A 13,041-nucleotide genomic window follows, 5' to 3' on the forward strand; every position below is an offset into this window, starting at 1 on the left:
GGATTAGGTCGTTCAGGCAGTCATGATCGGCCGGTTCGCGGGGGGGTTGTTCCTTCGGACATAAACGTCACAAGTAATAATTCGGGCATGGGTTCACGCTGGTTCGCCGCCCTCCTCGCCATCCCGGCCGTCGCCGGTCCGACGCCCGCTCCGGCCGTCGCCGGTCCGGCGCCCGCCCCGGCCGTGGTGCCCGACAACGGCGTGGTCACCGCCCGGTACACCTTCAACGGCCGGGCCGGGGCGATCCTCGACGAGTCCGGGCACGGGCACACGCTGAGCGTCGTCTCCGGCCAGGGCGGTGCGGTCCGCTCGGTGGTGCACGGGCAGGGCACGGCCCTCGCCTTCCCGGCACACTGCGCCACCGCCGTCTGCCCGCACGTGGCGCTGCAGAGTCCCAGCTCGGCCGACCTCAACCCGGGGACACGCGACATCGCGTACGGGGCGGACGTGCTGATCGTGCCCGGGCAGACCAGCAAGGGCCAGAACATCGTGCAGAAGGGCTACTCCACCACCAGCAGCCAGTGGAAGCTGCAGGTGGACGGCGTGGCGGGCCGGCCCAGCTGCGTGCTGGTCGACGACAAGAAGCCCCGGATCCGGATCGTCACCAGCACGGTCTCGGTGGCCGACGGACGGTGGCACGCGGTCTCCTGCCGGCGGGCCGCGACCACGCTGACCGTCCTCGTGGACGGGGTGGCGCGGGGCAGCACCGCCGTCCCCGCCAAGCTGTCGGTCACCAACGAGCGCCCGCTGAGCATCGGCGGCAAGGGCGCCTTCGCCGACAACGACCAGTTCAACGGCGCCCTCGACAACGTCTGGGTCGAGATCGGCTAGGGGCTGGTGAGGCCGGTCGAGATCGCGGTCAGCAGATCGGCGTGGGAGGTGTCGCCGGAGAGCTCCCAGGCGAATGCTCCGCCCAAGGACTTGCTCCGGGCGTACGACATCTTGGTCTTGATGGTCTTGGGGGTGTCGTAGGACCACCACTGCGTGCCGCAATGTGCGACGGCGGTGCCGCCCGCGGTGCCGGTGGGTGGGCAGCGCCTGGCCAGGATCTCGTAGTCCTCGATGCCCTTCTCGTAGCGGCCGCCGGCCGGGCCGCTCGCGGTGCCACCGGGGCCGGCGGAGGTGACGCCGGTCCAGCCGCGGCCGTAGAAACCGATGCCGAGCAGGACCTTGGCCGGCGGAACGCCCAGCGCGAGCAGCTTGTCGATCGTCGCGGACGAGGTCGCCGAGCCGCGGGGGATGCCGGGGTACGTGGTGAGCGGCGAGTGGGGCTCGGTGCGGTGCTGGTCGGTCGTGTCGTCACCACCGTCGGCGCCGGTGCCGAAGTAGTCGTAGGTCATCGCGCTCAGCCAGTCGGCCTCGCGGGAGGCGGCCCGATAGTCGGCCTTCGCCAGCTTGCCCACGTCGGCCGGGACGGCCGCGCTGATCACCTCGTCGGGGCCGAAGGCGACCCGCAGCGCGCCCAGCACTCGGGCCAGTCCCTCGGAACCGCTGGTGTCGCAGGTCAGGCCGCAGGCGTTCGGGTACTCCCAGTCGATGTCGATCCCGTCGAAGAGGCCCGCCCAGCGCGGATCGGTGACCAGCGTGTGGCAGGAGTCGGCGAACTCGGACGGGTCGCGGGCCGCGGCCGTGAAGCCGTCCGAGCCGGTCCAGCCGCCGAACGACCAGATCACCTTGAGGCCGGGGTGCTCGCGCTTGAGCTTGCGGAGCTGGCCGAAGTTGCCACGCAGCGGGGTGTCGAGGCTGTCGGCGACCCCGTCCACACTGTCCGCGGCGGTCATCGGCTTCTGGTAGTCGGCCCACGAGTCGGCGGGCGAGCAGCGGCCGTCGGTGACCCGGCCGAACGCGTACACCAGATGGGTGAGCCGGTCGGCCGATCCGTCGGTGTCGAGATCCTTCACCTGGAAGTCGCGGCCGTAGATCCCCCAGTCGGTGAAGTACCCGACCACCTTGGGACCGGGTGGCGGGGGAGCGGGTGACGGCCGCGGCGACGAGCAGGCGAAGAGCGCCAGCGACAGCACGGCGGCGAGCAAGAGACGCACTGGGCCGACCGTAATCGGGGTACCACGGCCGCGTCTCTCCCCCGAAGGAGTGCCGCCGGAGAGCCGGGCGAGTGCCAGGGTGATTCCCGGCACGCGACGCCATCGGGTCGGCAAGCTGTGCGATTGTTGCCCGGTGGCCGTTAGCCCGCATGAGCCCCCGCCCGCGCCGACCACCCGGGACCGCGGAGCCGAGCTGCGTGCACTGCTGAGCTGGCGGCGGATTCTCAACCGGCTCCGGGCCGTGCTGCGCAGCGGCCTGGTCACCTTCGTGGTGCTCACCGCGACGCTCTGGCTGATGCCGGGCGTGGCCAGCGCCGACATCGTGGACACGCTCGGGCTGGTGCTGCTGGTCGCCGGCGTGGGCGCGGTGCTGCGGCCGCTGCTGCTGGTCGGCGTCGTCGCGCTCGGCGGCTGGGGCGCCATGCTGCTCGGCGTGATCGTCCAGATCGTGGTGATCGTGGTGGCGCTCGAGATCGACCCGGCCAACCGGATCAGCGGCCTGCCGACGCTGGTCGTCGCCGCGATCCTGGCCGTGATCTTTGCCGCCATCCTCGACTGGATGCTCGACAGCGGCACCGACGACACGTTCGTCAAGGAGGCCAAGCGGCTCATGCGCGGGGTGCGCCGGCGCAGCGCGCGGCAGGCGGGCGGCCCGTTCCTCACCCTGCGCCGCCCCCGCCCGGGCACCGAGCCGGGCCTGCTGATGATCCAGTTCGACGGGCTGTCCGAGCCGGTGCTGCGCTGGGCGGTGCGCGCCGGGAACCTCCCGACGCTGGGGCACTGGCTGCGCTCGGGCAGCCACACGATGCGCGGCTGGCACACCGGGCTGCCGTCGACCACGCCCGCCTCGCAGGCCGGCATCCTGCACGGCGCCACCCGGCAGATCCCCGGTTTCCGCTGGTACGAGAAGGAGACCGGCAAGCTGATCGTCTCCACGCGGCCCCGGGACGCGGCGATGATCGAGCCCCGCCTCAGCGACGGGCGCGGCCTGCTCCGCGACGGTGGCGTCAGCATCGGCAACGCGTTCAGCGGCGACGCGGTGGTCAACCTGCTCACCGTCAGCCACGCGGCGCTGCCTGGCCGGTCGGCCCGCGGATGGGCCGCGTTCATGGCCTCGCCGTACGGCTTCACCCGCGCGCTGGTGCTCGGCGTCGGCGAGGTCATCACCGAGCTGCACCAGGCCCGCCTGCAGCGCCGTCGCAACCTGTTGCCGCGGGTCAGCCGCTCGGGCGCGTTCCTGGCGCTGCGGCCGGCCTCGATGCTGCTGCGCGACGTGAACATCTCGCTGATCGCCGAGCAGATGGCCCGGGGCGCGCCGTCGATCTACTGCGACCTGGTCGACTACGACGAGGTGGCGCACCACGCGGGCCCGGCGCGGCCGGAGTCGATGCGGCAGCTGGAAAGCCTCGACCGGATGCTGGGCGTGCTGGAGCGGCTGGCGAGCGAGGCGGCCCGGCGCTACCACATCGTGGTGCTCTCCGATCATGGGCAGAGCCAGGGCGCGACGTTCCGCCAGCGCTACGGCGAGACGCTCGACGAGCTGGTGGAGCGGCTGTGCGCCGGGTCGCCGCCGATGGTGGTCTCGTCGGGCAACCTGTCGCTGCTCTATCTGACCGAGTTCCGGCACCGGCTGACCCGGGCGGAGATCGACCGCGCGCACCCGAGGTTGATTCCGGGCCTCGCGGCCCATCCGGGCGTCGGTCTGGTGGTCGTACGCGACGAGGACGGTCCGGTCGTCTTCGGCACCTCCGGAGTGCACCGGCTGCGCGACAACACGGTCGAGGGCGTCGACCCGCTGCTGCCGTACGGGCCGCACGCCCGCGCCGACCTGCTGCGGCACCAGGAGTCCGCGCACGTCGGCGACCTCGTCCTGATCAGCTGCGTGGACCCGGTCACCGAGGAGGTGGCGGCCTTCGAGGAGCTGGTCGGCTCGCACGGCGGGCTCGGCGGCTGGCAGACCGAGGCGGTGCTGGTGCACCCGGCGCGCTGGCCGGTGGCCCGCCCCGAGCTCGACGGGCCCGACGCCGTTCACTTCCAGCTCGTCGACTGGCTGGACATGCTGGGCCTGCGCACCCGGTCGCTGGTGGCGGACGCCGAGGCGGCCGCCCTGGAGGACGAGCCGAGACTTTCCCGCACGCGTGACGGTTAGAGGTTTGTGCCCAAACTGCTCGCGTTCTGTGCCGTCGCCGCGGCCCTGCTCCTGTTCGGCCTGCCGGCGGAGGCGACCGCCGTGGGCGGACGGGCGCTCGACACCGGGCCCACCTTCAACGGCGGCGTCTACGCGATCACGCACGTCGGCCCGGTCGTCTACGTCGGTGGCGCGTTCACCAGCGCCTCGTACCACGGTCACAGCTATCCGCGGCTGCGGCTCGCGGCCTTCGACGCGCGTACCGGCGCGCTGCTGAGCTGGGCGCCGGCCGCCGACGGCACGGTGCGGGCGCTGGCCGCCGCCAGCGACAGCATCTACGCGGCCGGCGACTTCCACGCGGTCGGCGGGCACACCCGCGACTCGCTGGCCCGGCTCAGCCCGGTCGCCGACACCGTGCTGCCGTTCCGGCACACGCTCACCGGCACCGCGTACGCGCTGACCGCCGGGAACGGGCGGCTCTACCTGGGCGGCAGCTTCGTGGACGTGGACGGCAAGGTGCGGTCGAACCTCGCGGCGTTCTCGCTGGAGACCGGGGAGCTGGACAACGGGTGGCGGCCCACCGCCGACGACGCCGTGCACGCGCTCGCGGCCCACGGCAACCGGGTCTACCTGGGCGGCGCCTTCCACTTCGTGAACGACCAGCGGGGCACGCTGCGGCTGGCCGCGGTGCACGGCGTGACCGGGGTGGTCGACGAGACCTTCCGGGCGCGGGTGCCGGCCGAGGTGCGGGCGGTCGCGCTGGACGCGGCCGGGATCTATGTGGCCACGGCGGGCGTGGGCGGGCGGGCGATCGCGTACGCGACCACGGGCGCCCTGCGCTGGCAGCGGGTCTTCGACGGCGACGCGGCGGCCATCGCCGTCGACCGGGGTGTCACCTACGTCGGCGGTCATTTCGACAGCGCCTGTCTGACCAGCAAGAACGGGGCGCACGGCGCGTGCGTGGACGGCTCGGAGCCGCGCTACAAGCTGGCCGCGGTCACCGCCGCCGGCGCGCTGTCACCCTGGGCGCCGCAGGGCAACGGCGTCATCGGGGTTCGCGTGCTGAGCGTGAACCGGGCGACCGGGACCCTCGAGGCCGGCGGCGACTTCACCACGATCAACGGCCAGGACCGGCGGCGGCTCGCTATTTTCTGATCGGCTTTTTTGTCGCGGTCAGACCCCAGGTGGCGTACGGCAGGGTGATCCGGTCGCCGAGCACCTCGCCCACCGCCGCCAGCACCGACGCCACCGGCTCCGGCGGCAAACTGCTGAGTCCGCCCGAGGTCGGCAGCAGCTCCAGCAACTCGTCCCGGGAGTACGAGCGCTCCCAGTCGTACCGCCAGATCTCGGGCTCGTCGAAGCCGCCGGCCTCGCGAATTCCGGCCGCCGCTCGGTCGTACAGCCCCCGGTAGGCGTCCAGGATCGACCCGTCGAACCGCATCGGCGAGTCGGGCACCACGCGCCGGAACGCCGCGGCCATCGCCTCGGCCGCCGCGGGCGGCAGCTCGAACACGTGCCCGAACGGCGCCAGCACCCCGCCCGGCCGCAACACCGATGCCGCCTTGGCCGCTCCCGCCACCGGGTCGACCCAGTGCCAGGCCGTGCCGCAGACGACGGCGTCGAAGGCGCGCCCGGCCGGCTCCCACTCCTCGAACTTCGCGACCTCGACCTCGATGCCGCCGGCCCGGGCGAAGCCGGCCATCCGCGGGTCGGCCTCGACCCCGAGCACCCGGCGGCCGGCCGCGCGGAACTGCCGGGCCTCGATGCCGGTGCCGCAGCCGACGTCGAGGAAGTCGGCGCCGGGCGCGGCGGACACGATCCGCTCGATCATGGCCGCGGGATAGGGCGCGCGGGAACGGTCGTAACGCGCGGGGTCGACCCCGAACGACTCGGCGATGCGGCGCTGTTGGTGCGGTTGAGTGACCATGCGCCCACTATAGTGGGCGGATGCCCACTGGCGTAGCGCTGCAAGATCCACGGCAACAGCTCTTCGACGCCGCCGTGCGGGTGCTGATGCGGGCCGGCGCCACCGGCCTGACCAGCCGGGCCGTCACGGCCGAGGCCGGCGTGGCCAAGGGCGTCCTGCACCGGCACTTCGCCGACTTCGACGCCTTCCTCACCGACCTGGTCCTCGATCGCATCGCGTGGGTCGAGATCCAGGCGGACGCGTTGCGCGAGACGGCCGGAACGGGCGAGATCGCCGACAACCTGACCCGCGCGCTGTTGACCGTGATGGACCCGGTGATGATGGCGATCGTGGTCCTGATCATCGCCCGCGACGAGCTGCGGAACCGGCTCCGGGCGGCGGGCACCGCCCGTTTCCCGCTGATCGGCGAGGGCACCGCGATGATCGCCGGTTACCTGTCGGCCGAGCGCGACCGCGGCCGCATCGCGCCCGACGCCGACGTCCAGACGCTCGCCGCCACCGTGATGGGTGGCGCGAACCTGCTCTTCGCCGAGTGGAAGGACATGCCGCCGGATCCGGACGTCCTCCACCGGATGGTGTCGACCACCCTCAGGTGAGATCGCGGCGGCGGGCCAGGCGCTGGCTCAGCTGCCACCACCGGGTCGGGGTGAGCCGTACCAGCCAGTCGGCCGCCTTCGCCTCGCGGGTGATCACCAGCCGGGGCCGGCGCGCCTGGATGGCCGCGACGATCTGCCGGGCCGCCTCGGCCGGCGGCATGGTCAGCGCCGTCTCGGCGAAGCGGCGTGCCTGCTCGGCCTGCTCGCCGTCCGGGTCGGCGCCGCTGAGCCGCGCGTTCGCCGCGATGTTGGTCTTGATGCCGCCCGGATGTACCACGGTGACGCCCACGCCGCGCGGCTCGAGCTCGTGCCGCAGCGCGTCGCTGAAGCCGCGCACGCCGAACTTGCTGGTCGCGTAGGCGACCTGGCCGGGCGGCCCGATCAGTCCGAAGAGGCTGGACACATTGACCACATGGGAGCCCGGCCGGGCCAGCAGCTGCGGCAGGAACGCCTTGGTCATCCGGATCACCGCGTGCAGGTTGATCTCGAGAAGCCAGTCGAAGTCGGCCATCCGGTTCTGCTCGAAGGTGCCGGTCAGCGTCACGCCGGCGTTGTTGATCAAAAGATCGACCCCGCCATGACGGGAGGCGATCTCGGCGGCCAGGTCTAGCCGGTCGCCACCGTCGCTCAGATCGATCACGTACGTGGTGACCGAGCCGGCGCCGACCTCCCGCGCGAGATCGGCGACCCGGGACAGCCCCTCGGCGTCCCGGTCGAGCAGCGCCAGCACCGCCTTGCGCTTGGCCAGGTCGAGCGCGAGCGCGGCGCCTATCCCGCTGGAGGCCCCGGTGATCAGGCAGGTGCGCCCGGCGAACGCGAAGCGCTTCATCGTCGCGCCGCCGGCTTCCGGTCACTCATTGGTCCATTATCGGGTCCCCGGGCCGTAAGCTGCGGATCGTGACCGCGCCTCGCTCGCAGCACCCGCTCGTGAACTCCCAGGCGGTGCTCGCCCCGCTCACCGACGCCGCCATGTTCCTCGTGATGACCGTCCGGGAGGGCGGTGAGGACACCGTGCGAGGTCTGCTCGAGGACATGAGCGCCCTGCAGCGGACCGTCGGCTTCCGGCTGCCGGCGGCGATGCTCTCCTGCGTCACCGGGATCGGGGCCGAGCTCTGGGACCGGCTGTTCACCGCGCCGCGGCCGGCCGGGCTGCACAAGTTCCGGTCCTGGAAGGGCCCGCGGCACACCGCGCCCTCGACCCCCGGTGACCTGCTCTTCCACATTCGGGCCGGCCAGATGGACGTCTGCTTCGAGTTGGCCTCGAAGATCGCGGGCCGGCTCGCGGACGTGGCCGACGTGGTCGACGAGACGCACGGATTCAAGTACTTCGACGAGCGGGACCTGCTCGGCTTCGTGGACGGCACGGAGAACCCGGCCGGCGAGCTGGCGGCCCGGCACACGCTGATCGGCGACGAGGATCCCGACTATGCCGGCGGCAGCTACGTGCTGGTCCAGAAGTACCTGCACGACCTGGCGGCGTGGAACGCGCTGAAGGTGGAGGAGCAGGAGGCGGCGATCGGGCGCACCAAGCTGGACAATGTCGAGCTCGCGGAGAAGGCGCCGAACTCGCACGTCGCGCTCAACACGGTCGACGGCCCGGACGGGAGCGAACTCAAGATCCTCCGGGACAACATGCCGTTCGGGTCGATCAAGGAGGGGGAGTACGGGACCTACTACATCGCGTACGCCTCGACGCCGGACGTGACCGAGCTCATGCTGCGCCGGATGTTCCTCGGCGACCCGTACGGGACGTACGACCGGATCCTCGACTTCTCGACCGCGGTGACCGGTTCCCTGTTCTTCGTGCCGACCGCCGAGTTCCTCGACGACCTTCCTAGTTGAGGAACTTCTCGAGGTCGGCCAGGCTTCGCAGCCGCAGGTCTCCGTCGAGGCCGCGCAGCGCGGCGGTGTGCGCGCCGGCCGAGCGGGCCGCCTGCAGACCGACCTCGGCGTCCTCGACCACCAGGCAGTTCTCCGGCGGGACGCCGAGCAGCTCGGCGGCGAGCAGGTAACCGGCCGGGTCGGGCTTGCCGGTCGCGACGTCGTCGGTGGTCACCAGCACGCGCGGGGTGATGCCGGCGGCAGTCAGGCGGGCCTTGGCCAGCCGGTCGTCGGCGCTGGTCACGACCGCCCAGGGCAGGCCCTTGCGGCCGAGCGCGGCGAGCAGGTCGAGCGCCCCGGGCGTGGCCACCACGTCGGACAGATCGTCGTACTGCAGCTCAAGTTGCCGCGTCGCGGCCCGGCGGATCTCGTCCTCGTTCCGGTGCGCGAGGAGCTTGCGCACCGTGGGCTCGCTGGGGCTGCCGTGCGCCATCTCGTACGCCGCGGGGCCGTCCGCGCCGTACTCCGCCGCCCAGGTGAGCCAGGAGCGTTCGACGGCGCGATCGGAGTCGACGAGCGTGCCGTCCATGTCGAAGAGGACGGCCCGGATATCGGCGGGGTTGAGGTCAGCCACGGTTCGAGCGTTGCACAGAGCCGCCCTCGGCAACTGCTTGCCGGGGGCGGCCTGAGTGTGATGGTGCTATCAGCTACCGGTGGTGCGACGCGGCGCCCGGCGGGCGGCCGCGGGAACGGGGGTCGCCTTGCGGGCCGTGGTGGCCCGGCCGGTCGTGGTGGCGCGGCCCGTGGCGGTGCCGGTGGACTTGGCAGCGGTGGTGGCCGTGGACGTGGTTGTGGCCGTCTTGGCGGGGGCGGTCTTGGCCGGGGCGGTCTTGGCCGGTGCCGTCTTGGCGGGGGTCGCCTTGGTGGCCGGTGCCGTCCTGGTGGCCGGCGTCCTCGTTGCGGCGGGGGCGGTGGTGGCCGGCGCGGCCTGCGGCGCCGGCGCGGCCGCCGCTACGGGCGCCGGGGCCGGCGCGGGCTTGGCCGCGGCCACGGGGGCGGCAGCCGGGGCGACGGGGGCGGCGGCCTTGAGGTCGCGCTCCTTCTCCCGGCGGATCAGGTCGGCCAGAACGGCCTTGTCGTACTTGGAGTCGATGTCCGAGGCGCGGCTCTGGGTCTTCTCCGCCTTGGTGACGGCCTTCTTGTGCGCCTTGGACAGGCGCTGCCGGTCGCGTTCCTGGGTCTTGAGCGATCGCTTGAGGCGCTTGACCTCGGCCTCGGCGTTACGCAGCGCCTGTGACTGCTGCTGGCTGAGCTCGGTGTTGGTGCGAAGCCGGTTGTCCAGCTCCGTCACGGCCTGCCGGGCCTTTTCCGCGGCGGCGCCGGCGGCCGCCGACTGGGCACGACGGCGGTCGAGCTGAGGGGTGGTCACGAACTCTCCTTCCGTTTCGCACCCCCGGCGGCCCAGGCTTCCTTCAGCCCTGTGGCTCCTTGACGGCTACCGCGGCGCTGCGGGCTCGCCGGCGTCTGATGTGCCGGAGGTGCAAGGTGATGTAGGCAATCACCGCGAGGGTGATGATGGCGATTGCCCACCATTTGTATCGGTGTGCGTGCTCGATGATCTCGACGAGATGGGTACCGAGCGCATACGCGATGCTCGTCCACCAACCGACCCAGAGAGCCGCACCGATCGCGTTGTAGAGCAGGAAGGTGCGCCACGGCATCGCGGTGATTCCCGCGATCACGCCGTTGAACTGCCGGAGACCGTCAATGAAACGAGCGATGACAACAATACGACTTCCACGTCGCGCGAAAAAACCCTCCGCTCGGGTCAAACGTTCGGGCGTGAGGAAGACGTACTTGCCCCAGCGGTGCACGAGTTTGCGGCCGCCGCGCACGCCGATCCAGTAACCGACGTTGTCACCGAGGACGGCGGCGACGAAGGCGATCGCGGCGACGCCGACGATGTTGAGCCGGCCGGCGCCGGCGTAGATGGCCGCGGCGACCATGATGGTCTGACCGGGCGCGGGCACCCCGAAGCTCTCCACGCCGATCATCGCCGCGACGGCGGCGTAACCCCAGCGATCGAGGATCGGAGCGACTCCGTGCAGGAACCCGGGAAGCTCGGCAGTAGGTGGCATCGGCTAACACGGTAGCCGCAGAGGACCGTCCGAAACCTGCGGAGTCACTTCTGTGGTTGAAGCTCCGATCTCCCCGATGGTGTGAAAATCAGCGGCCGGGTCGGGATGGCGCCCCGGAGGCGGGCGATGCCACGGAGGCCGGCGATTTGTCACCGCCCGTCGTGAGCCGGTCACTCCTATAGGACTTTGTCTATAGATAGGGCCGAGCGGCTTGTCCGGATCAAGCCGTTCGGCGGAGGTGACTCCGATGATCAGTTGGTTAGCTCCCTGGGTCGTTTTCCGCCGAGAAAGGCAATCATGGGGGCAGCCCACTCGCCGCGGCACGCCAGCGGCGCCGTCATACTCAGCCCGGAACGTCGCAGTCTCGCCATCAAGGCATCGTTCCTCGTCCTGGTTCTGGCCGCCTCACTCTTCGCACTGGCCCGCGCCAACGCCGGCGCCGCGGCCGCGTACAGCACCGTCCAGCCCGGCAGCTTCACCGGGTACGCGTTCGACGCGTGCACCGCGCCCGCGAGCTCCTCGATGACCGCGTGGCGGAACGATTCGGCCTACCGGGCGATCGGTGTCTACATCGGCGGGGTCAGCCGCGGCTGTACGCAGGCCAACCTCACCGCCGACTGGGTGCAGCAGCAGACCACCTCCGGCTGGAAGCTGCTGCCGTTGTACGTCGGCCCGCAGGCCTCGTGCACGACCATGCCGCACCGGATCGACAACACCCAGGCCGACGCCATGGGCCGCGCCGCCGCCTCCGACGCGGTCACCCAGGCCGGCGCGCTCGGGCTGGCCCGCGGCAGCGTGCTGATCTACGACATGGAGTCGTACAACAACACCGACTCGGCCTGCCGTACCGGCGTGCTGACCTTCATGAACGGCTGGACGCAGCAGCTGCACGAGCTCGGCTACTTCTCCGGCTACTACTCCAGCGTGAGCTCCGGCATCGCCGACCAGGTCGCCAACTACTCGGCCTCCGGGTACGTCCCACCGGACTATGTGGACTTCGCCCGCTGGAACAAGACGGCCACGCTGACCGACCCGAACATCCCGGCGACCGCCTGGCCGGGCAAGCGGCGGATGAAGCAGTACCTCGGCGGCCACCTGGAGACGCACGGCGGCGTGACGATCAATGTCGACAGCAACTACGTCGACTACGCTCCGCTGCCCTCGGCGCAGCGCGCCGACTTCACCGGCAACGGCTGGTCCGACCTGCTGATCAAGAACCCGTCGAACGGCTACCTCTACGTGTACCCGGGCAGCGGGACGACCCTGCTGTCAGCCAAGCGCGTGTACATCGGCTCCGGCTGGAACACGATGACCCAGATCGTCCGGGTCGGCGACCTGAACCGGGACGGCCGCGAGGACGTGGTGGCCCGGCAGACCAACGGCGACCTGTACTTCTATCCCGGCACGAACGCGGGCTTCGGCACCCGTAAGAAGATCGGGAGCGGCTGGAACGCGATGCGCGAGATCGCCGGGGTCGGCGACCTCAACAAGGACGGCTACCCCGACCTCGTCGCGATCCAGGGCGGCTACCTCTACTTCTACCCGGGCAAGGCGGGTACGGCCCTCGGCACCCGCAAGGTGCTCAGCACGGGGTGGAGCGCCATGACTGAGCTGACCGGGGTGGGCGACTTCAACCGCGACGGGTACCAGGACTTCGTGGCCCGGGACAACTTCACGGGCATCCTGTACCTGTACCCGGGCAAGGCGGGCGCGGCGTACGGCACCCGGATCTCTCTCGGGGGCGGCTGGATGGGTCTGCGGGACGTCGTCGGTGTCGGCGACTTCGACCGGGACGGCTACGCCGACGTCATGACGATCCGCAAGAGCGACAACTACATGCTGCTGTACCGCAGCAACGGCAAGTCAATGATCGGCGTCAAGGGCATGGGGTACTTCGGCAACTTCGGCCCGCTGGCCTGATCTTCTTCGGTTTCTCGCGACAAAGCGCGCGGCCGGCCCGAACCGGGCCGGCCGCGCGCTGTCTCGGGAGGTGAACTCAGATCTCGTCGCCGGCCAGCTGGCCGCGCAGCTTGGTGAGCGCCTTGGTGAGCAGGCGGGAGACGTGCATCTGGGAGATGCCGATCTGGTCGGCGATCTGCGACTGGGTCAGGTTGCCGTAGAACCGCAGCGTCAGGATTTTCTGCTCGCGGTCGTCGAGGGTGGCGAGGGCGGGGCCGAGGGCGACGCGGGTTTCGGCGAGTTCGTATTCGTGGTCTTCGCCGCCGAGGGTGTCGCCGAGTTCGGTGGTGCCGTCGGCGGAGATCGGNGTGCTCAGGGAGGTGGCGTTGTAGGCGCGGGCGCCTTCGAGGCCTTCCAGGACGTCTTCCTCGGTGATCGCCAGGTGGGTGGCGATGTCGGTGACGGTCGGGGAGCGGCCGAGGGTGTGGGT

At 71.3% G+C, this 13,041-nt stretch carries 13 protein-coding genes; 6 read left to right on the forward strand and 7 right to left on the reverse strand.

Annotated elements, in window-relative coordinates:
• Positions 1–87 precede the first annotated feature (87 nt).
• Positions 88–831: a LamG-like jellyroll fold domain-containing protein gene (locus tag A3CQ_RS0136355; protein WP_020515879.1), complete on the forward strand. Its 744-nt coding sequence runs from the start codon at positions 88–90 to the stop codon at positions 829–831.
• Here A3CQ_RS0136355 and A3CQ_RS0136360 read toward each other — a convergent pair.
• A complete protein-coding gene (locus tag A3CQ_RS0136360) occupies positions 828–2,042 on the reverse strand; it encodes a glycoside hydrolase family 18 protein (protein ID WP_026206600.1) in 1,215 nt (404 codons plus the stop codon). The two genes, A3CQ_RS0136355 and A3CQ_RS0136360, sit on opposite strands and share 4 nt — an antisense overlap.
• A gap of 133 nt (positions 2,043–2,175) precedes the next feature.
• Between A3CQ_RS0136360 and A3CQ_RS0136365 the strand changes: the two genes are divergently transcribed.
• Together A3CQ_RS0136365 and A3CQ_RS0136370 are read left to right on the forward strand one after the other, a co-directional pair.
• Complete coding sequence (locus tag A3CQ_RS0136365) at positions 2,176–4,191, forward strand: alkaline phosphatase family protein (protein ID WP_020515881.1); 2,016 nt, start codon at positions 2,176–2,178, stop codon at positions 4,189–4,191.
• A 6-nt stretch (positions 4,192–4,197) separates the two neighbouring features.
• Positions 4,198–5,325: a PQQ-binding-like beta-propeller repeat protein gene (locus A3CQ_RS0136370; protein WP_020515882.1), complete on the forward strand. Its 1,128-nt coding sequence runs from the start codon at positions 4,198–4,200 to the stop codon at positions 5,323–5,325.
• On the opposite strand, the gene A3CQ_RS0136375 is transcribed toward A3CQ_RS0136370, so the two are convergent.
• Positions 5,315–6,097, reverse strand: coding sequence for a class I SAM-dependent methyltransferase (locus A3CQ_RS0136375; RefSeq protein WP_020515883.1), 783 nt, complete (start codon positions 6,095–6,097; stop codon positions 5,315–5,317). The two genes, A3CQ_RS0136370 and A3CQ_RS0136375, sit on opposite strands and share 11 nt — an antisense overlap.
• A 20-nt stretch (positions 6,098–6,117) precedes the next feature.
• Between A3CQ_RS0136375 and A3CQ_RS0136380 the strand changes: the two genes are divergently transcribed.
• Positions 6,118–6,693, forward strand: coding sequence for a TetR/AcrR family transcriptional regulator (locus tag A3CQ_RS0136380; protein ID WP_026206601.1), 576 nt, complete (start codon positions 6,118–6,120; stop codon positions 6,691–6,693).
• Here the strand turns inward: A3CQ_RS0136380 and A3CQ_RS0136385 are convergent.
• Entirely contained in the window at positions 6,686–7,522 is an 837-nt protein-coding gene (locus A3CQ_RS0136385) for an SDR family NAD(P)-dependent oxidoreductase (protein WP_020515885.1), read from the reverse strand. The two genes, A3CQ_RS0136380 and A3CQ_RS0136385, sit on opposite strands and share 8 nt — an antisense overlap.
• Before the next feature lie 68 nt (positions 7,523–7,590).
• On the opposite strand from A3CQ_RS0136385, the gene A3CQ_RS0136390 reads away from it, so the two are divergent.
• Entirely contained in the window at positions 7,591–8,535 is a 945-nt protein-coding gene (locus A3CQ_RS0136390) for a Dyp-type peroxidase (RefSeq protein WP_245577489.1), read from the forward strand.
• Here A3CQ_RS0136390 and A3CQ_RS0136395 read toward each other — a convergent pair.
• From A3CQ_RS0136395 to A3CQ_RS0136405, 3 genes are all read right to left on the reverse strand, one after another.
• Positions 8,528–9,148 carry an HAD family hydrolase gene (locus A3CQ_RS0136395; protein ID WP_020515887.1) on the reverse strand — a complete coding sequence of 207 codons (621 nt, stop codon included), beginning with the start codon at positions 9,146–9,148 and terminating at the stop codon, positions 8,528–8,530. The genes A3CQ_RS0136390 and A3CQ_RS0136395 overlap by 8 nt on opposite strands.
• Positions 9,149–9,217: 69 nt before the next feature.
• The gene (locus A3CQ_RS58055) at positions 9,218–9,943 is read right to left on the reverse strand and encodes a hypothetical protein (protein WP_020515888.1); all 726 of its coding nucleotides are present in this window, start codon (positions 9,941–9,943) and stop codon (positions 9,218–9,220) included.
• Positions 9,944–9,986: 43 nt separating this feature from the next.
• Complete coding sequence (locus A3CQ_RS0136405) at positions 9,987–10,652, reverse strand: DedA family protein (RefSeq protein ID WP_020515889.1); 666 nt, start codon at positions 10,650–10,652, stop codon at positions 9,987–9,989.
• A gap of 297 nt (positions 10,653–10,949) precedes the next feature.
• Here A3CQ_RS0136405 and A3CQ_RS58060 point away from each other — a divergent pair, with 297 nt between their 5' ends.
• On the forward strand, positions 10,950–12,572 hold the full coding sequence (locus A3CQ_RS58060) for a glycoside hydrolase domain-containing protein (RefSeq protein ID WP_020515890.1): 1,623 nt from the start codon (positions 10,950–10,952) through the stop codon (positions 12,570–12,572).
• Positions 12,573–12,648: 76 nt separating this feature from the next.
• Here A3CQ_RS58060 and A3CQ_RS0136415 read toward each other — a convergent pair.
• Positions 12,649–13,041, reverse strand: a 393-nt coding sequence (locus A3CQ_RS0136415; protein WP_020515891.1) for a sigma-70 family RNA polymerase sigma factor, incomplete at its 5' end; no start/stop codon positions are given.

The sequence above is a fragment of the Paractinoplanes globisporus DSM 43857 genome (assembly GCF_000379645.1).
In the GTDB taxonomy this organism is placed as follows: Bacteria; Actinomycetota; Actinomycetes; order Mycobacteriales; family Micromonosporaceae; genus Actinoplanes; species Actinoplanes globisporus.